This window comes from Streptomyces sp. NPDC031064 (assembly GCF_055570965.1).
Genome location: NZ_JBVIGF010000003.1, coordinates 295,971 through 319,024, shown reverse-complemented (window position 1 = coordinate 319,024; position 23,054 = coordinate 295,971). Strand labels below are relative to the sequence as shown.

The following is a 23,054-nucleotide window of genomic DNA, read 5'->3' as shown; positions in this document are numbered from 1 at the left end:
GGCCCCGTACCCGCCCGGTGACGCGCGAACCGCGGCCGCACGGGCCGTGGACTGGGCGTTTCTCCCACCCCACGAGTGACTTCGCCCACCGCACGCGTGAGAAACAGTGGTGTTCTCGCGGCGGTCGGCTCTGCAATCCTCGCTAGTGATCCCGGGCGGAAGCGGGCACCGAGCCCGAGCCCATGAGTGGAGACTCCCGTGGATATGCGTTACGAGGCGTACTGCCTCACAGACCCACTCTTCTACGACACGCCCTTCCGTGTCCGGCCGACGGACGGTGAGGATCCGTTCGCTGCCGGCGAGAGCGACGGCGCGGACGGCCCGGACCACAGCGCGGAGGGCACGGACAGCGCGGAGGGCACGGACGGCGGGGACGGCGACTTCCGGCAGGCCCGGTGCCCGGTGCCCGACACGTGGACGCGGTCCGAGCTCGACAACTGGGTGGTCTACCACCCCGACGGCGCCGATCTGCCCGCGCAGGGCTGGAAGATCCACGTTTCGGCGTGCCTCGACAACGCGCAGGAGATCCTCGACGCGGTGTGGGACTACTGCGTCCCCCGGCGGATCGCCTTCAAGTTCCTCCACGGCATGGACGCGCTGTTCAACGCCAACATCAAGTACGCGTGGCGGGGCGCGAGCGGCAAGTTCGTGACGATCTACCCGGTGGACGAGGCCGCCCTGGAGCGGGTGCTCAACGGCCTGGACGGCGTCCTGCACGGCCGGCCGGGCCCGTACATCCTCAGCGACCTGCGCTGGGCGTCCGGACCGCTGTACGTCAGGTACGGGGGCTTCGCCCAGCGGTACTGCGTCTCGCCGACGACGGGCGACACCGTGCTGGCGATCGAGGACGCCTCGGGCCGGCTCGTGCCGGACCTGCGGGCGCCGGTGTTCCAGGTGCCCGACTGGGTGACGCTGCCCGCGTTCCTGGAACCCCACCTCGCCGAGCGGGCCAGGACGACCGTCGCCGACCTGCCGTACCGGATCGAGAAGGCCCTGCACTTCTCCAACGGCGGCGGCCTGTACGCCGGACAGGACACCCGCACCGGAGAACGGGTCGTCCTCAAGGAGGCCCGGCCGTACGCGGGGCTCACGCTGGACGGCGCGGACGCGGTCGGCAGGCTGCACCGCGAGCGGGAGGCCCTGGAACGGCTGCGCGGCCTCGACGGCGTACCCGCGCTGCGCGACCACTTCGTCCTGGGCGACCACCACTTCCTGGTCGAGGAGTTCATCGACGGGCAGCCGCTCACCGACGTCTTCCGCGAGCGGTACCCGCTGGCCCCGTCGGACGGCGACGACACGGCGGCCGTCGCCTACACCTCGTGGGCGGTCGACCTGGTGGACCGGGTGGAGCGGGCGGTCGCCGCGGTGCACGACCGGGGCCTGGTCCTCGGTGACGTCCACCCGTCCAACATCCTGGTCCGGCCCGACGGCCGGGTGGTGCTGATCGACTTCGAGAGCGCGGCGGACGCGGCGGAGCAGCGCCCGCAGTCCCTCGCCGCGCCCGGGTTCATGGCGCCGGAAGGCGTGACCGGCTTCGGCCTCGACCGCTACGCGCTGGCCTGCCTGCGCCTGCACATGTTCATGCCGCTGACCCCACTGATCGCCCTGGACGAGGCCAAGGCCGGGCAACTGGCGCGAGAGGCCCGCCGGACGTTCCCGGTACCCCCCGCCTTCCTGGAGGAGGCGGTGCGGGTCATCACCGAGGCACGGGACGGGGATGTGGACGGGGACGGGGACGGGGACGGCAGCGGGATCGGCGGTGTCACGGGCCCGGGCGCCGACGGCGTGCCGCGCCTGGAGGCGGACCGCGGCAGTTGGCCGCGCGCCCGGGAATCCATGGCCGCCGCCGTCCTGGCCGCCGCCACCCCGGACCGCGACGACCGGCTCTTCCCGGGCGACATCGAGCAGTTCAGGGCGCCGGGCGGCGGCCTGGGCGTCGCGTACGGCGCCGCCGGAGTGCTGTACGCGCTGGACATGACCGGCGCCGGGCGCCACCCGGAGTACGAGGAGTGGCTCGTACGGCAGGCCCTCGGCCCCGAGCCGGGAACCCGCCTCGGCTTCTACGACGGCCTGCACGGCGTCGCGTACGTACTCGACCACCTCGGTCACCGCGACGAGGCCCTGAAGGTCATCGACCTGTGCATGGGCGACGACCAGTGGCGGGAGCTGGGCCTCGACCTGCACGGCGGCCTGGCCGGCATCGGCCTGAACCTCCGGCACTTCGCCGCCGTCACCGGCGACCCCGCGTTCCACGACGCCGCCGTGAGCGTCGCCGGGATCGTGGCCGGCCGGCTCGGCCCGGCCGACGGCGTACCGGAGACCAGCGGTGGCAAACACCCGTACGCCGGACTGATGCGCGGCTCCTCCGGGCCCGCCCTGCTGTTCGTCCGGCTGTACGAGGACACCGGCGACCCGGCCTTCCTGGAGCAGGCCGCCACCGCGCTGGACCAGGACCTGCGCCGCTGCGTCGTCCGCAAGAACGGGGGGATGCACGTCGACGAGGGCTGGCGGACCGTGCCGTACCTGGCCGAGGGCAGCGCGGGCATCGGCCTCGTCCTGGACCACTACCTCGTCCACCGCCGGGAGGACCGGTTCGTGACGGCGGTCGCCGAGATCCGCAGGGCGGCATCGGCGCAGTTCTCCGCCGAGTCGGGGCTCTTCCGCGGCACGGCCGGGATGATCGTCCACCTCAGCCGCGCCCATCCGCCGGGCACGGCCGCCGAGAGGGACCCCGAGGTCGCCGGCCATGTGCGCCACCTCTCGCGGCAGGCCCTCACCCACCAGGGCCACCTGGTCTTCCCCGGCGAGCAGCTCCTGCGGCTGTCGATGGACCTGGCCACCGGCAGCGCCGGCGTGCTGCTGGCCCTGGGCGCCGCGTTCCACGACTCCCCCGTACACCTGCCGTTCCTTCCGCCGACCGGCGGAACGGCACGCACAGCCCAACCATCCGTCCTCGCGAAGAAGGGAGGTGACATCGAATGACGCTCCTCGATCTGCAGGGTCTGGACATGCCGGACTCAGAACTCGGCCACGGCGGCTCCGGCTCGAACTCGTCGGGTATCTGCCTCCGGGTGAGGATCAAGCTCGGCAAGAAACTGAGGGTCAAGGTCACGCTGTGACCACAGAGGCGGGGGCGTCTCGGAGCGTCCCCGCCGCACCCATCGGGCAGGAGGCCCCCGTGAACCGACGCGCTGCGAATCGCCTGCTGCTGGCGGCGTTCCGGCGTGGTGGCCCCTGGGTGGGCGTCATGGTGGTCACGGCACTGCTGATCAGCGGTGCCGGTGTCGTGCTGCCCGCCGTCATGGGGCGGACCCTCGACGCCGTGCTCGGCGGCCAGGACGCGGCACGGTGGCTGGCCCTCACCGCCGGGTTGATCTTCGTCCTGGTGGTCTGCGAAGCACTGGACGACTTCGTGAGCGACGTGGCCGAGGCCCGCGCCACCGCGTGGCTGCGCCACACGCTGCTGAAGCACATCCTCGCGCTGGGCACCCGCGCCACCCGCCGGTTCGAGGGGGGCGACCTGGTCACCCGCCTCGTGGGCAACGCCTCCGAGACCGGGCAGGTGGCGGCCGGCCTCATCTGGGTCTTCATGAACCTCGTGCCACCGGTCGGCGCCGTCGTCGCCCTGGCGCTCATCGACCCCTGGCTGTGCCTGACCTTCCTCATCGGACTGCCCGTCCTGGCGCCCTTGATCCGTGCCTTCATCCGCGACATCTCCGACCTCACCGACCGCTACCTCGCCACCCAGGGCACGATCGCGGCACGGCTCACCGACGCCCTGACCGGGAGCCGGACGATCGCCGCGGCGCGGACGGTGGACCGCGAGGCGCGCCGCGTGCTCGCCCCCCTGCCGGAGCTGCACCGGCACGGCGTGGGGATGTGGCGGTCCATGGCCCGGATGTCGGCCCGCGAAGCGCTCGTCGTCCCCCTGCTGATGGTCGCCGTGCTCGCCGTGGCGGGCCTGGAACTGTCGTACGGCCGCATCACGCCCGGGGACGTGCTGGCGGCCAGTCAGTACGTGGTCATGGCCACCGGCATGAGCTCGGTGGTGGGCACCCTGAACCAGCTCGTGCAGGCGCGTTCGGCGGCCGGGCGGCTCTCCGAGGTGCTCGCCGAACCGCCCGTGGAGTACGGCTCCGAGCGCCTCCCCGGGCCCCTGGACGGCGGCGGGCGGCTGGAGTTCCGGGGCGTCACCGTGCGCGCGGGGGACGACACCGTCCTCCGTGGCCTCGACCTGACCGTGCCCGGAGGCGCCCTGGTCGCCGTCGTGGGGCGCTCCGGGGCCGGAAAGTCACTGCTGGCGGCGCTGGCCGGCCGGCTCGTCGACCCCGACGAGGGCGAGGTGCTGCTGGACGGCGTGCCGCTGCGCCGGGTGGACCGGGAGGAGCTGCGGCGGGCGGTGGGGTACGGGTTCGAGCGGCCCGCGCTGCTCGGGGAGACCTTCGCCGACGCGATCGGCTTCGGGCCGCGCACCCCGTCCAGGGACGAACTGGTGGCCCATGCCACGGCGGCACGGGCGGACGCGTTCATCCGTCACATGCCCGACGGCTACGGCACCCGGCTGGCCGACGCCCCGATGTCGGGCGGGGAGGTGCAACGCGTGGGGCTCGCACGGGCGTTCACGCAGGCCGAGCGGGTGCTCGTGCTCGACGACGTCGCCGCCAGCCTCGACACCGTGACGGAACACCACATCAGCCAGGTGCTCACCGGCGCCCTGGCCGACCGCACCCGGCTCATCGTCACGCACCGCGCCTCCACCGCCGCCCGGGCGGACCTCGTCGTCTGGCTCGCCGACGGTGGCGTCCGCGCGCGGGGGCGGCACCGGGACCTGTGGACGGACCCCGGCTACCGCGCCGCGTTCCAGCCGGACCCCCCTCCCGCACGGGAGCTGCCGGAGGACGTCGTGGTGGCCGGAGGCAAGCGGTGAACGGGCGGCCCGGCGCGATCCTCCGCTCCGCACTGCGCCGGCGGAGCCGGGAGCACCTGCGGCTCACGGGCTGGTCCCTGGTGCAGGCGGTGCCGGCCTTCCTGTCCGGGCTGGCCGTCGCCCGCGCCGTCGACCAGGGCTTCCTCGCCGGCCGGCCCGCCGTCGGCTTCACCTGGCTGGGCGTGCTGGCGGTCGTCTTCGTCATCGGGGCGTGGGCGACCCGGCACGCCGTCCTGGGACTGGCCGCGCTGGTCGAGCCGTTCCGGGACGAGATGGTCACCCTCGTGACCACCGGCACGCTGCACCGCTCCACCGAGCTGGGGCGGCCCGCCGACACCGCCGGCGTGGCGCGCCTGACCGAGCACGTGGAGATCGCCCGGGAGGCGTACGGCGCGGTCGTCATGTTCGTCCAGGGCTTCGCCGTCACGGTGGTGACCGTGACGCTCGGGCTGGCCACGCTGGACCCCGCCTTCCTCGTCCTGGTCCTGCCGCCGCTGCTCATCGGGCTCGGGCTGTTCCTCGCGGCCCTGCGGGCGCTGGCGGCCAGGCAGCGGGCGGTCATCCTGGCCAACGAGGGCATCTCCGAGACCGCGAGCACGGTGACCGGCGGGCTGCGGGACGTGGTCGCGTGCGGTGCCGAGGAGCGCGTCCGCGCCCGGACCGGCGCCGAGGTGGACGCCGCCGCCCGGGCCACCCGGGCCCTGGCTCGGCTCACCGCGCTGCGCACGGCCGCCCTGGGGATCGGCGGCCGGGTGCCGCTCGTCCTCATCCTGGCCGGCGCGCCCTGGCTGGTGCGCAACGGCGTGACGGCGGGCGCGGTCCTGGGAGCGCTCACCTATGTGTCGCAGAGCCTGAACCCGGCGCTTCAGAACTTCATCGAGGAGCTCGGCAGCAGCGGGCTGTGGCTGCTGGTCGCCACGGGCCGGATCGCGGAGGTGGCGCCCGAGCCGTCCGCAGCCGCCGGCGCCCCCGAGGCGGGCACCCTCGCGGACACTCCCCCGGCCGCCGAGACGCCGCCCGGGCCGTCCCCGCGCTCGTCGCCGCACTCGTCCCCGCACCCCCGCCCGCGCGACTCGCGCGTCGAGCTCCGGGGCGTCACCTTCGGCTACGCCCGGTCCGCCGCTCCGGTGGTCCAGGACCTCGACCTCGTCCTGTCCCCCGGCGAACACCTCGCCGTGGTGGGCCCGAGCGGCGCGGGGAAGTCGACCCTCGCCGCGCTGACCGCCGGGGTCCTCGCACCGCAGGCCGGTCTGGTGCGCCTGGGCGGCGTACCGGTGGCCGCCCTGGACGGCGACGACCTGGCCCGGCACCGGGTGCTGATCCCCCAGGAGGCGTACGTCTTCGCCGGCACGCTCCGGGAGAACCTCACGTACCTGGCGCCCGGCGCCGCGCCGGCGGAGGTGGAGGCGGCAGTCCGGGCGGTCGGCGCGGCACCGCTCGTGGAGCGCCTGGGCGGCTACGACGTGCCGCTGGACCCCAAGAAGCTGTCGGCCGGCGAGCGCCAGCTCGTCGCCCTGGCGCGGGCCCTACTCCCCGCCCCGCGCCTGACGCTGCTGGACGAGGCCACCTGCCACCTCGACCCGGCCGCCGAGGCGGTCGCCGAGGAGGCATTCGCCCGTGTCCCCGGCACCCTGGTCGTCGTGGCCCACCGCATCAGTTCGGCGCTGCGGGCCGGCCGGGTCCTGGTCATGGACGGTACGCGGGTCCGCGTCGGCACCCACGAGGAGCTGATGGCCGGCTCCGCGCTCTACCGCGACCTCGTCGGCCACTGGGACGGAACGGCCCCGTCCCCGGTCACACCCAGCCCGACCCCCGCGCTATCCGGATCGCGTCGATCCGGTTCCGCGCCCCGGCTTTCTTCGTGATCGCCGCCAGGTGGTTGCGTACCGTGGCCACGGACAGCGACAGCCTTTCGGCGATCTCCGTCGTGGGCATCCCGTCCGCGGTCAGGCGCAGGACCTCCCTCTCCCGAGGGGTCAGCGGATTGTCGCCCGCCTCCAGCGCGGCCAGCGCGAACTCGGGGTCGATGAACCGCTGGCCCCTGACCAGCTTGCGCACGCCATGGACCAGACGGTCGGCGGGGGCGTTCATGCTGATGACCCCTGCGGCGTGCACGTCGAGCATGCGGCGGAGGCGGTCGGGGGTGGGCGAGGCCATCATCAGCAGCATCCGGCAGTCCGGCAGCCGGGCCGTCAGCTCGCCCTTCGCGGCGATCTCCTCGCCTTCCTCGCAGTCCACGTCGATCACGGCCACATCGGGCCGGCACAGCATCGCCCTCGCGACGAGCTCCCCGTTCCCCTCGGCCTCGGCGACGACGTCGATGTCCTCCTCCCGGGCGAGCAGAGCGGCCAGCGCCCCCCGCACCAGGCGGGTCTTCCCCACGAGAAGAACGCGGATCAATGTCTCTCCCTGCGGCCCCGGTGAGACCTGTCCCCGAACGTCATTATCCCCGCCCATACCGGGAATTTCAGTCGTAGCAGCTCAAGGGGGCCGAAGTGGAGTGAGGCAGACGAGTCGGGCTGTACGCCGGGTTCTGTGCCCCGGGACCTCGCGGTCGTCGGGGTGACGGCCATCCATCTAGGACCGGTGTTGCCACCGGCCTCGTGCGGTCTACCCGCGGACTCGGGCGGGCAGCCCTCGAACGTCCGCGCAGAAACACCGGGGTGTTTCCTCTTGACCTTGCTCCGGGTGGGGTTTACCTAGCCGCCTGAGTCACCCCAGGCGCTGGTGGTCTCTTACACCACCGTTTCACCCTTACCGAGGACCGAGGTCCCCGGCGGTCTGCTTTCTGTGGCACTGTCCCGCGGGTCACCCCGGGTGGCCGTTAGCCACCACCCTGCCCTGTGGAGCCCGGACGTTCCTCGGGGAGCCCCGAAGGGTCTCCACGCGGCCGTCCGCCCGGCTCGTCTGCCGTGTCGACCATGGTACCGGTCGGCCGGCGCGCGCTTGACCCTGTCGCAACGTCAACGTTTCTACTGAGGTCATGCGGATCGGAGAGATCGCCGGCCTCGTCGGCATCACATCGCGGGCGGTACGCCACTACCACCACCTCGGGCTGCTGCCCGAGCCCCGGCGGCTGGCCAACGGCTACCGGGACTACACGCTGCGCGACGCCGTGCTGCTCGCGCGGATCAGGCGGCTGACCGAGCTGGGGCTCGGCCTGGACGAGGTGCGGGACGTGCTGGCGGACGACGCCGGCAGGGAGCTGGTCGAGGTGCTCCAGGAGCTGGACGCCGATCTGGCGCGGCAGCAGGAGGAGATCGGGTCGCGGCGGGAGCGGCTGGGGGTGCTGCTGGAGCAGGCCAGGGCGGGTCGGCTGCCCGCCGAGGGGCCGGTGTCGGCGGGGCTGGCGGAGCTGTTCGGGGACATGGCGAGGGCGTCGGCGGAGCTGCCGGGGCCCGAGCCGGCGATGGCCGCGCGGGACCGGGAGATGCTCGCCCTGCTGGACACGGTGATGCCGGAGGAGGAGGGGGCCCGGCTGCTGGGGGCGATGCGGCGGATGACGGAGGAGCCGGGCGCGATGGAGCGGGCGTACGAGGTGTACGCGCGGCTCGACGCGCTCGCGGACGCGGCGCCCGACGACGTACGGGTGGAGGAGGCCGCGCGGGCGCTGGCGGCGCTGGTGCCGGACGAGGTGGTGCCGGACGACGTGGGCGACCTGGAGAACGGGGCGTTCCCCGGGGCGTTCTTCGCCGACTTCTCGGCCGCGCAGGCCGAGGCGGTCCGGCGGGCGCTGCGGATCGCCGGGGAGCGTGCGCGGTGAGGCGGGTCCTGCGGGGCGTCGCGTACGCGGTGCTGCCCGCCGAGGTGGTGCTGGCGGTCTGCCTGGTGGCGGGGGTACGGATACCCCACGCGGTGCTCATGGCGGCGGAGGTGGCGGTCCTGGCGCTGCTGGGCGCGGAAGCCTGGGTGTTCGTGCGGCTCCGGCGGCGCGGGCTGTCCCGGCGGGAGGCGGTGTACGAGCTGGCGCCGCGGCCGGTGGTGCGGTTGATCGGGCATGAGCTGCGGCTGATGGTGAGCCTGGTGCGGTGGGTGGCGCGGCGGCCGCCGCACGGGACGGGGCCGGGGCTGCGGGCGTTCGGGCACGCGCGGGACCAGGCCGCGTACATGTACGGCTTCGCCTTCGTGTGCCTGGTGGAGACGGTCGGCATGTCGTACCTGCTGGCATCCCTCCCGGTCGTCCACGCCGTGGTCCTGGTGCTGGACGTGTACACCGTGCTGTTCGTGGTGGGGCTGCACGCCGCGTCCGTGACCCGGCCGCACATGCTGGGCGGGGGTGTGCTGCGGGTGCGGCAGGGCGGACATGTCGATGTGTCGATACCGCTGGAGCGGATCGCCGCCGTACGGCACGAGCTGCTGTTCTCGCACGAGAAGGAGGAGGGGGTGCTCAATGTGACGGTCGCCTCGCAGACGTCCGTCACCATCGAGCTCGCCGAGCCGGTCACGGCCGTGCGGTTGCTGGGCGAGCGGTATCCCGTACGCCTGGTGCGCTGCCACGCCGATGACGCGCGGGCCCTGGCGGACGCGCTCGGGCGGGCGCTCACGCCGGGGCGAACAGCGCCTTCGCCCGTCCCGGGTCCGCCTGGGTGAGCCGTACGCGCAGCCGCTCCCCCAGTGGCAGCGGGTGCGTGCCGCCCTCGACGCGGGCCACGACCGCCGGGTCCTCCAGGTGGACGGTTCCGACCGCCGGGTCGCGGTCGTGGACGTCGATGACGTACGCGTCGAACACCTCGCCCACCCGGTCCCTGAGCAGGGCGGCCTCCACGATGTCGACGCACTCGCGCTCGACGGTGCCCGCGCGGCGTGAGCCCTCCGCCATCCGCTGCGGGAGGCCGGGCAGGGCGGCGCGCACCCACTCCGGTGCCTCCTCACCCGCCACGGCGGCCACGCACAACTCGCCGGCGTACCGGTCGACGAGGCGGCGCAGCGGGGCGGTGCAGTGCGTGTACTCGTCGGCGACGGCGGCGTGGACGCCGGGTACCGGCGCCTTGCCGTCGGTGAACACGGTGTAGCCGGCGCCGCGCAGGAGGGTGGTGCAGTCCTGGAGGAAGGCGGCGTGGCGGGTGTCGCGCGGGTCGAGGGAGCGGACGAGGGCGGCGTACGAGACGTGGTGCGGCCAGTCGATGCCGAGGGCCTTCGCGGAGTGCCGGAGCCGGGCGACGGCTCCGGAGGGGGCGGTGGGGAGGGTGCGGAGGACGCCGGTGCCGGCGGCGGTCATCAGGTCGGCGGCGGCCATGCCGGTCAGCAGGGAGATCTGGGCGTTCCAGGCGTCGGCGGGGCGTGGCGCGCGGTACTCCAGGAAGTAGGCGTCGTCGCGTTCGACGATCTCCTGCTCGGGGACGTTGAGGGAGATCCCGCCGCGCTCGATCTCCAGTCGCTCGCGCAGCGTGCCGATCGCGCGGAGGAGGGCGAGCGGCTCCTCGGCGGTGCCCGCGTCGAGCTGCCGCTGGACGCCCGCGTAGTCGAGCCGGGCGCGGCTGCGGACGAGGGCGCGGTGGACGTCGGTGGCGACGCGGCGGCCGTCCGCGTCGAGGTCGATGCGCCACAGGAGGGCGGGGACGGTCTGGCCCGGGAGGAGGCTGGCGGCGCCCTCGGAGATGACGGCGGGGTGGAGGGGGATGCGGCCGTCGGGGAAGTAGAGCGTCTGGACGCGGCGGCGGGCCTCGGCGTCGACCGCGCCGCCGGGGGTGACGAAGGCGGCGACGTCGGCGATGGCGTAGTGGACGCGGTAGCCGCCGTCGGCGCGGCGCGCGAGGTGCATGGCCTGGTCGAGGTCGGTGGAGCCGGGCGGGTCGATGGTGAAGAAGGGGATGTCGGTGGCGTCCCGCCCCGGGAGGCTCGGGGACTTGGCGGCCGCCTCCGCCTCGGCGAGAACGGCCGCCGGGAAGGCGTCGGGGACGTCGAGCTGGGTACGCAGCGCGCGCAGGGCCGCCCGCAGGGGCGCCTCGGCCGCGCCGGTCACTCGCATCTGGCGGCGGGGCATGGGTCGAGCCTATGGCGCGGCGGGCGGGGCGGCACGTTGTGCGACGCGGGCGCTTGGGGTGCTGCGGTGCTTTGGGGGTCCGGTGCTGCTGGGGTTGCACGAGGTGGCGCTTTGGACCTCGTGGAGCTTTGTACGCTGGCGCGGGGCCGCACCCCCGTTTCGTACGTACTGAAGGAGAACCACCGTGCTCGTGCTGTTGCCGCCCTCGGAAGGAAAGGCCGCATCGGGGAGCGGCGCGCCGCTGGAGCCGGAGTCCCTGTCGCTGCCGGGGCTCGCGGCAGCGCGGGCGGCCGTGCTGGAGGAGCTGGTGGAGCTGTGCGCCGCCGACGAGGACAAGGCGCGGGAGGTTCTCGGGCTGAGCGAGGGGCTGCGCGGCGAGGTGGCGAAGAACGCCGGGCTGCGGACGGCGGGTGCCCGGCCGGCCGGGGAGATCTACACGGGCGTGCTGTACGACGCGCTGGGGCTGGCCACGCTGGACGCGGCGGCGCGGGAGCGGGCGCGGAAGTCGCTGCTGGTCTTCTCGGGGCTGTGGGGCGCGGTACGGGTGGACGACCGGATCCCGTCGTACCGCTGCTCGATGGGCGTGAAACTGCCGGGGCTGGGGGCGCTCGGGGCGTACTGGCGTACGCCGATGGCGGCCGTGCTTCCGGAGGCGGCCGGGGACGGGCTGGTGCTGGACCTGCGGTCGGCGGCGTACGCGACGGCGTGGAAGCCGAAGGGCGAGGTCGCTGCGCGGACGGTGACGGTGCGGGTGCTGCACGCGCCGACGCGGAAGGTGGTCAGCCACTTCAACAAGGCGACGAAGGGCCGGATCGTGCGGAGCCTGCTGGAGGCGGGCGCGGTACCGGGGTCCCCGGCCGAACTGATGGAGGCGCTGGGGGACCTGGGGTACGTGGTGGAGACCCCGGCGGCGGGAAAGCTGGACGTGCTGGTGGACGAGATCCACTGATTGCACATCCTGCAACGGCCGTTGCGGGCTGTGGTGCCGCCCGGCAGGATGGGGCGCATGTCTGCCGCCCCGTCCGTGCTGGACCATGCCCCCGTCGTGCCGGTCGTCGTCATCGAGGACGTCGCCGACGCCGTGCCGCTGGCCCGTGCGCTGGTCGCGGGCGGGCTGCCGGCGATCGAGGTGACGCTGCGGACACCGGCCGCGCTCGACGCCGTCCGGGCGATCGCCGCCGAGGTGCCGGACGCCGTGGTCGGCGCGGGCACGGTCGTCTCGGCGCGGGGCGTGGCCGACGCGGTGGGCGCGGGGGCACGGTTCCTCGTCAGCCCGGGCTGGACCGCCGGGCTACTGGACGCGATGGAGGCGTCGGGCGTGCCGTTCCTGCCGGGCGTCTCGACGGCCTCGGAGGTCGTGGCGCTGCTGGAGCGCGGGGTGAGCGAGATGAAGTTCTTCCCGGCGGAGGCGGCGGGCGGCACCGCGTACCTGAAGTCGCTGGCCGGCCCACTGCCGCAGGCCCGCTTCTGCCCGACGGGCGGCATCTCCCCCGCGTCGGCGCCGTCCTACCTGGCCCTGCCCAATGTGCGCTGCGTCGGCGGCACCTGGATGCTGCCGGACGACGCCCTCGCGGCGCGGGACTGGGCACGGGTGGAATCACTGGCGCGGGAGGCGTCGGCGCTGCGGGTGTGACGGCGGCTCAGGGCGTGAGGGCCTCGGTCAGCCACGCGAAGGCGGCGATGCTCGCGATGGCGGCCACGATGAACGCGACGGCGAGGGCGACGACCGGCAGGGCGAGGGCCAGCAGGGCGCAGGAGCGGCCGCGCGCCGCCTCTGCGGCCGTCCCGGCCTCGTACGCGGAGTCGTCGGTGTCCACGTCAGGCGAACGCCACGTCGACGTGGTCGGCGACCGGACGGTAGCCGAGGCGCTGGTAGAGCGCCGTGCTGGTCGGGTTGGCCACGTCGGCGAACAGCAGCACCTGCCGGGCGCCCGCGTCCAGGGCGGCGCGGCTGACGGTGGCGGTGACGGCCCCGGCGTAACCGCGACCGCGCAGCTCGGGTGGCGTGTAGACGGGCGCGACGCGGGACTGCCCGGCGACGAGCGGCGAGTGGGCGGCCATGGAGACGGGCCGGCCGCCGGTCTCCCAGACGTACAGTCCGCCGTACGCGACCCGCCGCTCGGCGTTCGCCGTGTGGTCGGTGGTCGGACCCACGCCGATCTCGGCGGCGAAGGCGCTCATCCAGGTGGCGGCGAGCGGTACGTCGGCGGCGGTGGCCCGCCGTGCGGCGCCCGGCGGCGCGGGCCGGGGCGGTACGAGCTCGCCGAGCCGGAACAGCCGGCTGCGCCGGGTGACCGACCAGGGCTCCCCCGGCACCGTCCATGCCGCCGCGAAGGCCCGCGCTGGCCCGTCGCCGCCCTTCACGCCCTCGACGCGCGTCCCGCGCAGGGCCTCGACGAGCTGCCGGGCAGCCGCCTCCGGCATGGGTCCCAGCAGTGGAGCCCTCGGCGGGGTCTGGACGAACACCGCCTCGACGGGCCCGCCGGCGGCACGACGCCAGTAACCGAACCGGGCGTCCTCGGTCCCGAGGGCCCGGGGGCCATGGCGCCGCACCGTCTCCGCGACGGTGAGCGGCACGGTGTTGCCGGCCGGGTCGGTCACGAGGTACGGCTCCGCCTCGCGCCGGAACTCCTCCACATCGTGGGTGACGCGCCAGCCGCCGGCGCTCACCGCAGGTGGGACGTGTCGTTCAGGAGGCGCACCGAGGCGTTGCCGTCCTTGTAGTACGCCACCGCCGACAGCGAGGCCGCCGACAGCTCCATGCGGAACAGGGACTCCGGCGGGGCGCCCAGCGCCAGGCGGACCAGCGTCTTGATGGGTGTGACGTGCGTGACCAGCAGGACCGTGCGGCCCGCGTGACGGGCGGTCAGTTGGTCGCGGGTCGCCGCGACGCGACGCGCGACGGCCGCGAAGGACTCACCGCCCGTGGGGGCGGCCTTCGGGGAGGCGAGCCAGGCGTTCAGGTCGTCCGGGTACCGCTCCCGTACCTCCGCGAACGTCAGGCCCTCCCACGCGCCGAAGTCCGTCTCCCGCAGCCCGTCCTCGATCCGGACGTCCAGGCCGAGGCGGGCCGCGATCGTCGCGGCGGTCTGACGGCACCGGGCCAGCGGCGACGAGACGATCTCCTGGATCGTGCCGCGCGCCGCGAGCACGGCCGCGACCGCGTCGGCCTGCCGCCGGCCGACCGGGGACAGGTCGGGGTCACTGCCGCCGCTCCCCGAGAAACGCTTCTCCGGGGTGAGCGCGGTCTCGCCGTGCCGCAGCAGCACGAACGTGGCCGGTGCCCCCAGGTCCGCCGTGGCCGCCCAGCCGACGGGCGGGGTGCCTGCGGCGGTCGCCGTACGGCTCGCGGCTGCGGCGGCGGATACGGATGATGCGGGCGCGGGCGCGGGCGCCGAGGTGGATGCGGACGGGGACGCGGTGTCCGGTGCTACGGCGAGCGGATCCTGCCCGGCCGCCGACTCGCCGCTGAGGGGCTCGGGCGCGGGCGCGGACGCGGTGCCGGGTGCGGGCTCGGGGGGCGTCGCTCCCGCGAGCGCCGCGCGTGCCTTCGCGGCGCCCGCCGCCGCGTCGCCGACCACGCGGGCCGCACCCGCGTCGAGGGTGCCGGAGCCCGGGCGGGCGCCCGTGTCCAGCGCCGCCGTCGAGGTGGACGGCTGCCACTGCTTGCCGCGCCGGCCCGCGTCCATCGCCTCGTTGGCGAGCCGGTCCGCGTGCTTGTTCAGCTCGCGCGGGATCCACTCGTACGTCACCTGCGAAGGCGGGAAGATCCGGGCCGCCTCCGCCGCCAGCGGCTTCATGTCCGGGTGCTTGATCTTCCAGCGCCCCGACATCTGCTCCACGACCAGCTTGGAGTCCATCCGGACCCTGATCGTCGCGTCCGGCGCCAGCTCGCGGGCGGCCTTCAGCCCGGCCACCAGGCCCTTGTACTCGGCGACGTTGTTCGTGGCGACGCCGATGTACTCGGCCGCCTCCACCAGCGGCTCACCGGACACCGGGTCCAGGACCACCGCCCCGTACCCCGCCGGGCCCGGGTTCCCCCGGGAGCCGCCGTCGGCCTCGACGATCAGTTCCCGCACGGCCCGCACCGCAGTCATTACAGGCCCGACTCCGCCGTGCGCACCAGGATGCGGCGGCAGTTCTCGCACCGCACGACCGTGTCGGGCGCCGCCGCCCGTACGTCGTTGATCTCGGTGATGTTCAGCTCGATGTGGCAGCCCTCGCAACGGCGCTGGTAGAGGCGTGCCGCGCCGACCCCGCCCTGCTGCTCGCGGATCTTCTCGTACAGCTTCATCAGGTCGGCGGGGACGGAACCGGCCACCAGCTCGCGCTCCTTGGCGACGGACGCGGCCTCGCTGTCCAGCTCCTGCGTCGCGGCGTCGCGGCGGGCCACGGCATCGTCGACCTTGGCCTGGACGGAGGAGACCCGCTCGGTCAGCTCGGCGACCCGCTCCTGCGCGGACTCGCGGCGCTCCATGACCTCCAGGACGACGTCCTCCAGGTCACCCTGGCGCTTGGCCAGCGAGACGATCTCCTTCTGGAGGTTCTCCAGGTCCTTGGGGGACGTGATCGCCCCGGAGTCCAGCCGCTGCTGGTCGCGGACGGCGCGCTGGCGCACCTGGTCGACGTCCTGCTCCGCCTTGGTCTGCTCGCGGGCGCAGTCGCTCTCCTCGGTCTGCGCGGCGACGAGCAGGTCGCGGAGCTGGGTGAGGTCCTTGTTCAGCGACTCGATCTCGGCGTGCTCGGGCAGCGACTTGCGCTTGTGGGCGAGCTGCGACAGGCGTACGTCGAGGGACTGGACGTCGAGGAGTCGGATCTGGTCGGCGGGCGCGGCGTTCAGTTGGGGGCTCCAGAAGAAGAGTGGTGGGACCACGGGTCGGTGACCGTCCTCGAGACGTGGACGCGCAAGTCCCAGCCGTGGCGGTCGGAAATCTCGTCGAGCTGGGCGGCGGCCAGCTCGCACCAGGGCCACTCGGTGGCCCAGTGGGCGGCGTCGACCAGCCCCAGCGGTGAGTGTTGGGTGGCCTCGGAGGCCGGGTGGTGGCGCAGGTCGGCGGTGAGGAACGCGTCCACGCCCGCCGCGCGTACGGCGTCGAAGAGACTGTCGCCGGAGCCGCCGCTGACGGCGACGGTACGGACGGTGGCGTCGGGGTCGCCCGCGACGCGGATGCCCTGCGCGGTGGCGGGCAGCCGCTTGGCGGCGCGGGCGGCGAACTCGCGCAGCGTCTCGGGCGGGTCGACCTCACAGATCCGGCCGAGGCCGTTCTCGGGTACGAGGGGCCCGGTGACGCGCAGGTCGAGCGCGCCGGCGAGGGCGTCGGAGACGCCGGGGTCGGCGGTGTCGGCGTTGGTGTGCGCGACGTGCAGCGCGATGTCGTTCTTGATCAGCGTGTGGACGACGCGGCCCTTGAAGTGCCCGGCCGCGACCGTCGTCGTGCCGCGCAGGTAGAGCGGGTGGTGGGTGACGATCAGGTCGGCGCCGAGCGCGATGGCCTCGTCGGCGATCTCCTGTACGGGGTCGACGGCGAACAGTACGCGCGTGACCTCGGCGTCGGGGTCGCCGCAGACGGTGCCGACGGCGTCCCACTGTTCGGCCCGCTCGGGCGGCCAGAGGGCGTCGAGCTCGGCGATGACTTCAGACAGACGGGGCACGGAGGAAAGGCTACCTGCCCGCGTTCCCAGCCTGCACCGACGCCGCCGCCCTGACCGGCCCGGTGAGCAGCCCGGGCCCCGGCGGAGGTGGTGCCTGTTCCCGGTGACCCCGGGTGCGGTGCGGCTCGGTGGGCGGTGCCACGGCCGGTGGGTGGGGGCGGGGCCCCTCCGGGCTCACCTCCTCGAGGCCGGCGGCCTTGGGTGGCGGGCTTGGGAGCCCACCCCTCGCCGCCAACCTCTGCGGGGGCGACCCTGCACGGCCCCGCCCGGCCGGATGCCGGGTGCGGGCCGGTGGGTGGCGGGCACGGCCCCGCCCGGCCGGATGCCGGGTGCGGGCCGGTGGGTGGGCGGGACGGCCCCGCCCGGCCGGTTACTTGACGAGGTCCGCGCGGAGGTCGTCGAGGACCTCGTTCGCGGCGGTGACGCCGAGGCCCAGGTACCAGGTCTCGTCCGGGACGTCCTTGGCCTGGCCGGACTTGACGGCCTTGAGGTTCTTCCAGAGCGGGTTGGCCTGGGTGGTGTCCCGCTTGGTCTTCTTCGGGTCGCCGTACACGCCCGTGAAGATCCAGTCCGCATCCGCGGCGTCGATCTTCTCCGGGCCGACCTCCGTGGCGAGGTCGTTGATCTGCTGGTTCTTCGGGCGCGGCAGGCCGACGTCCTCGAGGATGGTGCCGATGAAGGAGGCCTTGGCGTACAGGCGGATGCGGTCCGGGAGGTAGCGGACCATGGAGACGGTCGGCTTGTTCGGGCCGATGTCCGTGCCGAGCTTCTTCGCCTTCGTCTCGTACGCGGCGAGCTTCGCCTTCGCCTCGGCGGTCTTGTCCAGGGCCGCGGCGTTGAGGAGGTAGTTCTCCTTCCAGGTGAAGCCGGGGCGGATGGAGAAGACCGTCGGAGCGATCTGGGACAGCTCCTTGTACTTGTCGGCGGCGCGCAGTTGGCTGCCGATGATGAGGTCGGGCTCCAGGTTGAGGATCGCCTCGAGGTTGAGGTTGTTGATGGTGCCGACGCTCTTGGGGCTGCCCGCGTCCTTGGCGAGGTACGACGGGATGCCGTCGTCGCCCTCGCTCGGCGCGTAGCCGACGGGCTTGATGCCGAGCGAGACGACGTTGTCGAGCTCGCCGACGTCGAGCACGACGACCCGCTTGGGCGCGGCCTTCAGTTCGGTCTTGCCCATGGCGTGCGTGATGGTGCGCGGGAACTGACCGGCCTTGGCGTCCGTGCCCATCGCGGCGGTCTTCGCCGCGGCGTCGCCGAAGTCCTTGCCGCCCTGAGCGACGGACTTCTTGCCGCCGTCGTCGCTCTTCGCCTTGTCGGCGGAGCCGCCGTCACCACCTCCGCAGGCCGCGAGGGAGAGCGCGGCGGCGAGGGCTATGACGGCCGCGGTACCGCGGCGGCGTACGGACACGGACATGTGTGCTCCTGGGGATCACCGCGAAACATCACGCGGGGCTTACTTAGGTGGCCCTAACCCTAAGCACGGCAAGCCCCGGCAGCACAACCGCACCCCCTTTCTCAGGCGAACCAGGACATCGCCACCCTTATAGGTGAAGCGCGGAAGCTCTCGTTGTTCGGCTGGAAGTGCGAAAACTAGCTTCGGTCGCCGGAGGTGACGAGTCGATGACAGCCTGTGCCATCGAGACCACCGCGGAGGACGACGGCGCGGTGTCGCGTGCGGGTTTCACGATCGCGGCGAACGGCGCCTACGCGGCGCGGCTGGCGGGTGACGGCGAGGCGCTCTTCCCGGAGCGGTGGACGCTCGACGGGCCGGAACCGTACGCGGTGCCGCTTCCGGCCGCGCAGCCCGAGGAGCGGCACGCGCAGCTCCTTCCGCTGGTGGACGGGCGGGTGCTGATCGGGCGCCGGACGGGCGGGCGGTACGTCTTCTGGCTGCTGTACCCGACGGGGCCGCGGACCGGTGAACTGCTGCTGGGCGCGGTGGAGTCGGCGTCCCTGCGGCTGCTCCCGCCGTCGCCGGACGGGGTGGGGGTGTACGCGCTGACGGCCCGGGAGCACTCGACGGGCGTCTGGCGGGTGACGGGCGGTACGGGCGGTGGGCCCGAGCACGTCGCGGAGGTCGCGGGGCGCTGCACGGGCGGGGCGTGGCTGGACCGTACGGGCCGGATGCTGGCGCTGGACCGGCGGCCGGCCGGCGGCGGGCCGGTGAAGGCGGTCGCGGTCGATCTGGAGCGGGGCGGCGAGGTGACCCCGCTGCTCCAGATCACGGACGGCAGCGACGACCGGGTGCTGCTGGCGGACCCGGACAGCGGGCTGCTGCTGATCCGGTCCGACGCGCCGTCACCGGGCCACCACCGGCTGGGCTGGGGGGTGTTGGGCAGCACGCTGCCGGTGCGTTTCCCGGAGTGCCTGCGGCTGCCCGACGCGGCGGTGACGCCGTTCGCGATACAGCCGGGGCAGATGCTGACGCCGGAGACGTGCGCCGTGGCGCTGCGGATCGACGCGGCGGCGGGGAGCTGGGTGGGGGTGTGGCGCCCGGCGGGGCGGCGCCTGCACCAACTGGCGGCGCCGGAGGGCTGGCTGGCGGGGGCGGGGCTGTGGACCCCGGACGGGGTGCTGCGGCTGCCGTACGCGACGCGGGCGGTGCCGTGCGGCCTGGCGCGGGTGGAGGCGGCGACGGCCATGGCGGTGCCGGAGGAGGGCCTACCGCATCCGGCCACACAATCGGCACAATCGGAAGGCGCCGGCGGGGAACCGTCCGGGCGCGCGGTGACTCCTGGTGTGTGCAAGCCGGTGCCGTTGCAGCAGGCACCGCTCACCGGCCGCACAGCCCGTGGATAGACTCTCGGGCCGCAACATCGTCAGCGATCACTACGGGGTGAACTTCCCACATGTCTGAAGCCAGCACCGACACGACCCACGGGCGACCGCAGGGGGACGCCGGCGGCTCCGGAAAGCACCGAGGGGGCGCGGCGTCGACCGAGGACGTGTCGACGCAGCCGCACGGCCGTCACCGCAAGGACCCGCACAACAGCGCGGCCTGACGGCACGACAGCCTGACGAGGGGCCGCTCCGGGGAGATCCCCCGGGGCGGCCCCTTCGCCGTACGCGGCTTCAGTCCTTCGCCAGGGACAGGACCTCGGCGGCGGCGAACGTCTCGCCGGGCGGACGGGCGGCGTAGTGGGGCGAGAGCAGGGCGTCCAGTTCCTCGTACGAGAACGCTTCCTTGGCCGTGTCGAACTTCGCCGCCACCCTGGGTGCTGCCATGACGGCCACCATCCCGCCGTGGACGACGAGCAGTTGGCCGTTGACGCCGGCGGCGGCGGGTGAGGCGAGGTAGCCGACGAGGGGCGCGACGTGGTCGGGGGACAGCGGGTCGAGCTCCTGGCCGCCGGTGGGTTCCTTGAAGCCGGCGAAGACGTCCCGGGTCATCCGGGTGCGGGCGCGGGGGCAGATGGCGTTGCACGTGACGCCGTACTTGGCGAGCGCGAGCGCCGTGGAGGTGGTCAGCCCGACGATGCCGCCCTTGGCGGCCGCGTAGTTGGGCTGGCCCGCCGAGCCGGCGAGGTACGCCTCGGAGGAGGTGTTGACGATCCGGCCGTGGACCGGGGCCCCGGCCGCCTTGGCGCGCTCCCGCCAGTGGACGGACGCGAAGTGCGTGGTGTTGAAGTGGCCCTTGAGGTGGACGCGGATCACCGCGTCCCACTCGGCCTCGCTCATCGAGAAGACCATCCGGTCACGCAGGATGCCCGCGTTGTTGACCAGGACGTCCAGTTGCCCGTACGTCGTCACGGCGAGGTCCACCAGGGCGCCGGCCGTCGCGTGGTCGGCGACGTCCCCGATGTGGGCCACCGCACGCCCGCCCGCCGCCCGGATCTCGGTGACCACCTCGTCGGCGGCGTCCGCCGAACCCTCCCCGTAGTCGTTGACGACGACGGCCGCCCCGAGCCGGGCCAGTTCGAGGGCCTCCGCGCGGCCGAGGCCCCGCCCGGCGCCGGTGACGATCGCGCAGAGATCCCGCAAAGGCGTGGACATGAACCCTCCTCAGATCTCGACGCAGGTACGGAGCGCCTCGCCGGTCCGCATCTGCTCCAGCGCGTCGTTGATGCCGGCCAGCGGCACCCGGTGGGTGATCAGGCCCGCGAGGTCGATGCGGCCGGCCCGCCACAGGGCGATGGCCCTCTCGTACGAGCGGAGCACGTCGCCGCCCCCGTACATCGAGGGCAGGATCCGCTTCTCGTCGAAGAACAGCTCGAACATGTTGAGCTGGAGGAAGTCGTCCATGGCGCCCGCGCCGACGATGCAGAGCGTGCCGCCGCGCCGGGTGGCCTCGTAGGCGGTGCGGGCCGTCGTCGAGCGGCCGACGACCTCGAAGACGTAGTCGAAGCCCTCGCCGGCGGTGATCCGCTGCTTGGCGTCGGGCAGTTCGTCCGGCGCCACCGCCTCGGTGGCGCCGAAGCGCAGCGCCGCCTCCCGGCGAGAGGCCACCGGGTCGACGGCCACGATCTGTGCCGCGCCCCGCAGCTTGGCGCCCTGGATCGCGGAGACGCCGACGCCTCCGCAGCCGATGACGGCGACCGAGGAACCGGCCTCCACGCGCGCGGTGTTGATGGCCGCGCCGAGCCCGGTCGTCACCCCGCAGCCGATCAGCGCGGCGACGTCGAAGGGGACGTCGTCCGGTATGGGCACCGCGCAGCCGGCGTCCACGACGACCTCCTCGGCGAAGGTGCCGGTGCCGGCGAAGCCGAAGACGTCGCCGCCGGGGCGCTTGAAGTTGGGCGTGCCCGCGTTGAGGAAACCGGCGAGGCAGAGCTGGGTCTGGCCGCGCTTGCAGGACGGGCAGGCGCCGCACGCGGGCAGCCAGCACAGCAGCACCCGGTCGCCCGGCTTGAGGGCCGTCACCCCGTCGCCGACGGCCAGGATCTCGCCGGCGCCCTCGTGGCCGGGGACGAAGGGCGCGGGCTGCGGCAGGACGCCGCTCATCGCGGAGACGTCCGAGTGGCACAGCCCGGTCGCCCTGACCCGGATGCGCACCTTGCCGGGGCCGAAGCCCACCGCCTCGACGTCGTCGAGGACTTCGAGTTTGTCCTGTCCGGTCTCGTGCAGTACGGCTGCGCGCATGGTGCGGCTCCTTCACACGGGTTCTACGAGGACGCGGTTTCTCAAGGGCGCGGTTGATTACGTGGACGCGGTTTCCACGAGGGTGTCGGCGAGGACCGGGGCGTCGTCGCGGCCGGCGGCCGTCACCACGGCCTGGACGCGGCCGGGGAGCTCCCACATCCGGATGCGGAGGGTCTCGCCGGGGTACGCGACGCCGGCGAAGCGGGTGCGGTACGCGCGGACCCGGGTGACGTCGCCGTCGAGCAGGGTGTCGACGACGGCCTTCAGGGTCATGCCGTACGTGCACAGGCCGTGCAGGATCGGCCGGTCGAAGCCGGCGAGCTTGGCGAACTCGGGGTCGGCGTGGAGCGGGTTCCAGTCGCCGGAGAGCCGGTAGAGCAGGGCCTGCTCCTCGCGGACGTGCCGTTCGACGGTCCGGTCGGGGGCGCGGTCCGGGGCCGGGAGCCGGTGGGAGGGTCCCCGCTCGCCGCCGAAGCCGCCCTCGCCGCGTACGAAGATCTCGGCGTCGCTCGTCCACAGCGGCCCGTCGTCGTCGGCCGCCTCGGAGCGGAGCACCAGGACGGCCGCCTTGCCCTTGTCGTACACGGCGGCGACGCGGGCGGAGGTGACGGCCCGGCCCTCGACGGGGATCGGGCGGTGCAGCTCGATGCGCTGCCCGCCGTGCAGGACGGCGGCGAGGTCGACGTCGATGCCGGGTGCCGCGAGGCCGCCCATCATGCCCATGCCGGCGCCCGCGACGGTGGCGAAGCTGGGCAGGACGTGGAGCCGCGACTCCAGGGTGTAGCGCAGCTCGTCGGGGTCGGTGGCGGGCGTGCCGGCGCCGAGGCCGAGGTGGTAGAGCTGGACGTCCTTGTGGTCCCAGGTGATCTCGGCGGAGCGGGGCTCGGCCGAGATCGCCTGGTTCGCGTCGATGGGCATGGGGCTCCTTGGACGGCGGACCGACGGAAGACCTCGGCACGGCCGTCCGCACCGTCGACCGCGCCGAGGCCGTGAAAGGGCCGGTTCTAGAACGCGTTCTAGGGCCGGTGGTCCTCCTGTATAGCGCGAGCCCCTGGGGTTGGGAAGAGTCCTGACGATGTGTCAGGTATTGCTGTCGCAGGTCGACGGGTGGGCGGTCAGAGCTTGTCCATGCCCTTGAACGGGCTGACGACGCGGGTCTGCTGGGACCCGAAGTCGACGAGCGTGGCGATCTGGCCCTCGACGGCGATGACCCGCCCGAGGCCGTGCCGGTCGTGGGAGACCCGGTCCCCCACCGCGAAGTGCTTCACGGGGGCGGTGACGGGGGCGTTGAAGGGACTGGTGGGCAGGTGGCGCCGGGGCGCGGATCGGTTCGTCATTGCCGCCAGTATGGGGCACCGCGCCGGGAGGGGGCAGGGGGCCGGCGTGACCGGGGGGCGGGACGGGCTCCGGGGCGGC

General features: G+C 74.0%; 22 protein-coding genes and 1 other RNA gene. 10 read left to right on the top strand and 13 right to left on the bottom strand.

Translation table 11 applies throughout. From position 1 onward, the window contains the following. Positions 1-204: 204 nt before the first annotated feature. From lanKC to ACZ46W_RS12490, 4 genes are read left to right on the top strand one after another with little or no spacing between them, the layout of a single operon-like run. Complete coding sequence (lanKC, locus tag ACZ46W_RS12505; RefSeq protein WP_468336975.1) at positions 205-2,982, top strand: class III lanthionine synthetase LanKC; 2,778 nt, start codon at positions 205-207, stop codon at positions 2,980-2,982. Between the two features lie 26 nt (positions 2,983-3,008). Then, entirely contained in the window at positions 3,009-3,119 is a 111-nt protein-coding gene (locus tag ACZ46W_RS12500; RefSeq protein ID WP_468335552.1) for a hypothetical protein, read from the top strand. 59 nt (positions 3,120-3,178) lie between these two features. Next, positions 3,179-4,927, top strand: a complete 1,749-nt coding sequence (locus ACZ46W_RS12495) for an ABC transporter ATP-binding protein (RefSeq protein WP_468335549.1) — start codon at positions 3,179-3,181, stop codon at positions 4,925-4,927. Beyond that, the gene (locus ACZ46W_RS12490; RefSeq protein ID WP_468335546.1) at positions 4,924-6,792 is read left to right on the top strand and encodes an ATP-binding cassette domain-containing protein; all 1,869 of its coding nucleotides are present in this window, start codon (positions 4,924-4,926) and stop codon (positions 6,790-6,792) included. Before ACZ46W_RS12495 ends, ACZ46W_RS12490 begins: the two co-directional genes overlap by 4 nt. Here the strand turns inward: ACZ46W_RS12490 and ACZ46W_RS12485 are convergent. Next, positions 6,722-7,327 (bottom strand): response regulator transcription factor, encoded by a 606-nt coding sequence (locus ACZ46W_RS12485; RefSeq protein ID WP_468335543.1) that lies wholly within the window; start codon positions 7,325-7,327, stop codon positions 6,722-6,724. The genes ACZ46W_RS12490 and ACZ46W_RS12485 overlap by 71 nt on opposite strands. Positions 7,328-7,433: 106 nt before the next feature. Further along, positions 7,434-7,833, bottom strand: an RNA gene (gene rnpB / locus ACZ46W_RS12480) — RNase P RNA component class A. Positions 7,834-7,910: 77 nt separating this feature from the next. Here rnpB and ACZ46W_RS12475 point away from each other — a divergent pair. Both ACZ46W_RS12475 and ACZ46W_RS12470 read left to right on the top strand, forming a co-directional pair. Next, the gene (locus tag ACZ46W_RS12475; protein WP_468335540.1) at positions 7,911-8,690 is read left to right on the top strand and encodes a MerR family transcriptional regulator; all 780 of its coding nucleotides are present in this window, start codon (positions 7,911-7,913) and stop codon (positions 8,688-8,690) included. After that, positions 8,687-9,517, top strand: a complete 831-nt coding sequence (locus tag ACZ46W_RS12470) for a hypothetical protein (protein WP_468335537.1) — start codon at positions 8,687-8,689, stop codon at positions 9,515-9,517. The genes ACZ46W_RS12475 and ACZ46W_RS12470 overlap by 4 nt, the downstream gene beginning before the upstream one ends. On the opposite strand, the gene ACZ46W_RS12465 is transcribed toward ACZ46W_RS12470, so the two are convergent. Then, complete coding sequence (locus ACZ46W_RS12465; RefSeq protein WP_468335534.1) at positions 9,468-10,910, bottom strand: RNB domain-containing ribonuclease; 1,443 nt, start codon at positions 10,908-10,910, stop codon at positions 9,468-9,470. The two genes, ACZ46W_RS12470 and ACZ46W_RS12465, sit on opposite strands and share 50 nt — an antisense overlap. Before the next feature lie 184 nt (positions 10,911-11,094). Here ACZ46W_RS12465 and yaaA point away from each other — a divergent pair, with 184 nt between their 5' ends. Together yaaA and eda are read left to right on the top strand one after the other, a co-directional pair. Continuing rightward, positions 11,095-11,859 carry a peroxide stress protein YaaA gene (yaaA, locus tag ACZ46W_RS12460; protein WP_468335531.1) on the top strand — a complete coding sequence of 255 codons (765 nt, stop codon included), beginning with the start codon at positions 11,095-11,097 and terminating at the stop codon, positions 11,857-11,859. A 57-nt stretch (positions 11,860-11,916) separates the two neighbouring features. Next, complete coding sequence (gene eda, locus ACZ46W_RS12455) at positions 11,917-12,543, top strand: bifunctional 4-hydroxy-2-oxoglutarate aldolase/2-dehydro-3-deoxy-phosphogluconate aldolase (RefSeq protein ID WP_468335528.1); 627 nt, start codon at positions 11,917-11,919, stop codon at positions 12,541-12,543. A gap of 7 nt (positions 12,544-12,550) precedes the next feature. Here eda and ACZ46W_RS12450 read toward each other — a convergent pair whose 3' ends face one another. From ACZ46W_RS12450 to ACZ46W_RS12425, 6 genes are all read right to left on the bottom strand, one after another. Further along, positions 12,551-12,727 (bottom strand): hypothetical protein, encoded by a 177-nt coding sequence (locus ACZ46W_RS12450; RefSeq protein ID WP_468335525.1) that lies wholly within the window; start codon positions 12,725-12,727, stop codon positions 12,551-12,553. Between the two features lies 1 nt (position 12,728). Then, positions 12,729-13,580 (bottom strand): GNAT family N-acetyltransferase, encoded by an 852-nt coding sequence (locus ACZ46W_RS12445; protein WP_468335522.1) that lies wholly within the window; start codon positions 13,578-13,580, stop codon positions 12,729-12,731. After that, a complete protein-coding gene (locus ACZ46W_RS12440; RefSeq protein WP_468336972.1) occupies positions 13,577-14,989 on the bottom strand; it encodes a bifunctional RNase H/acid phosphatase in 1,413 nt (470 codons plus the stop codon). The genes ACZ46W_RS12445 and ACZ46W_RS12440 overlap by 4 nt, the downstream gene beginning before the upstream one ends. Positions 14,990-15,006: 17 nt before the next feature. Next, on the bottom strand, positions 15,007-15,750 hold the full coding sequence (locus tag ACZ46W_RS12435; RefSeq protein ID WP_468336969.1) for a zinc ribbon domain-containing protein: 744 nt from the start codon (positions 15,748-15,750) through the stop codon (positions 15,007-15,009). Next, positions 15,747-16,562 (bottom strand): Nif3-like dinuclear metal center hexameric protein, encoded by an 816-nt coding sequence (locus ACZ46W_RS12430; protein WP_366129310.1) that lies wholly within the window; start codon positions 16,560-16,562, stop codon positions 15,747-15,749. Before ACZ46W_RS12430 ends, ACZ46W_RS12435 begins: the two co-directional genes overlap by 4 nt. A gap of 370 nt (positions 16,563-16,932) precedes the next feature. Beyond that, complete coding sequence (locus ACZ46W_RS12425) at positions 16,933-17,967, bottom strand: ABC transporter substrate-binding protein (RefSeq protein ID WP_468336966.1); 1,035 nt, start codon at positions 17,965-17,967, stop codon at positions 16,933-16,935. Positions 17,968-18,179: 212 nt separating this feature from the next. Between ACZ46W_RS12425 and ACZ46W_RS12420 the strand changes: the two genes are divergently transcribed. After that, positions 18,180-19,358, top strand: a complete 1,179-nt coding sequence (locus ACZ46W_RS12420) for a hypothetical protein (RefSeq protein WP_468335519.1) — start codon at positions 18,180-18,182, stop codon at positions 19,356-19,358. 50 nt (positions 19,359-19,408) lie between these two features. Then, positions 19,409-19,561, top strand: coding sequence for a hypothetical protein (locus tag ACZ46W_RS12415; protein ID WP_366129312.1), 153 nt, complete (start codon positions 19,409-19,411; stop codon positions 19,559-19,561). A 70-nt stretch (positions 19,562-19,631) separates the two neighbouring features. On the opposite strand, the gene ACZ46W_RS12410 is transcribed toward ACZ46W_RS12415, so the two are convergent. From ACZ46W_RS12410 to ACZ46W_RS12395, 4 genes are all read right to left on the bottom strand, one after another. Beyond that, positions 19,632-20,552 (bottom strand): 3-oxoacyl-ACP reductase, encoded by a 921-nt coding sequence (locus tag ACZ46W_RS12410; RefSeq protein WP_468335516.1) that lies wholly within the window; start codon positions 20,550-20,552, stop codon positions 19,632-19,634. Between the two features lie 9 nt (positions 20,553-20,561). Next, positions 20,562-21,638 carry a Zn-dependent alcohol dehydrogenase gene (locus tag ACZ46W_RS12405; protein ID WP_468335514.1) on the bottom strand — a complete coding sequence of 359 codons (1,077 nt, stop codon included), beginning with the start codon at positions 21,636-21,638 and terminating at the stop codon, positions 20,562-20,564. Positions 21,639-21,695: 57 nt separating this feature from the next. Next, positions 21,696-22,556: a MaoC/PaaZ C-terminal domain-containing protein gene (locus tag ACZ46W_RS12400; RefSeq protein ID WP_468335511.1), complete on the bottom strand. Its 861-nt coding sequence runs from the start codon at positions 22,554-22,556 to the stop codon at positions 21,696-21,698. A gap of 197 nt (positions 22,557-22,753) precedes the next feature. Continuing rightward, complete coding sequence (locus ACZ46W_RS12395; RefSeq protein WP_468335508.1) at positions 22,754-22,975, bottom strand: hypothetical protein; 222 nt, start codon at positions 22,973-22,975, stop codon at positions 22,754-22,756. Positions 22,976-23,054: the final 79 nt, after the last annotated feature.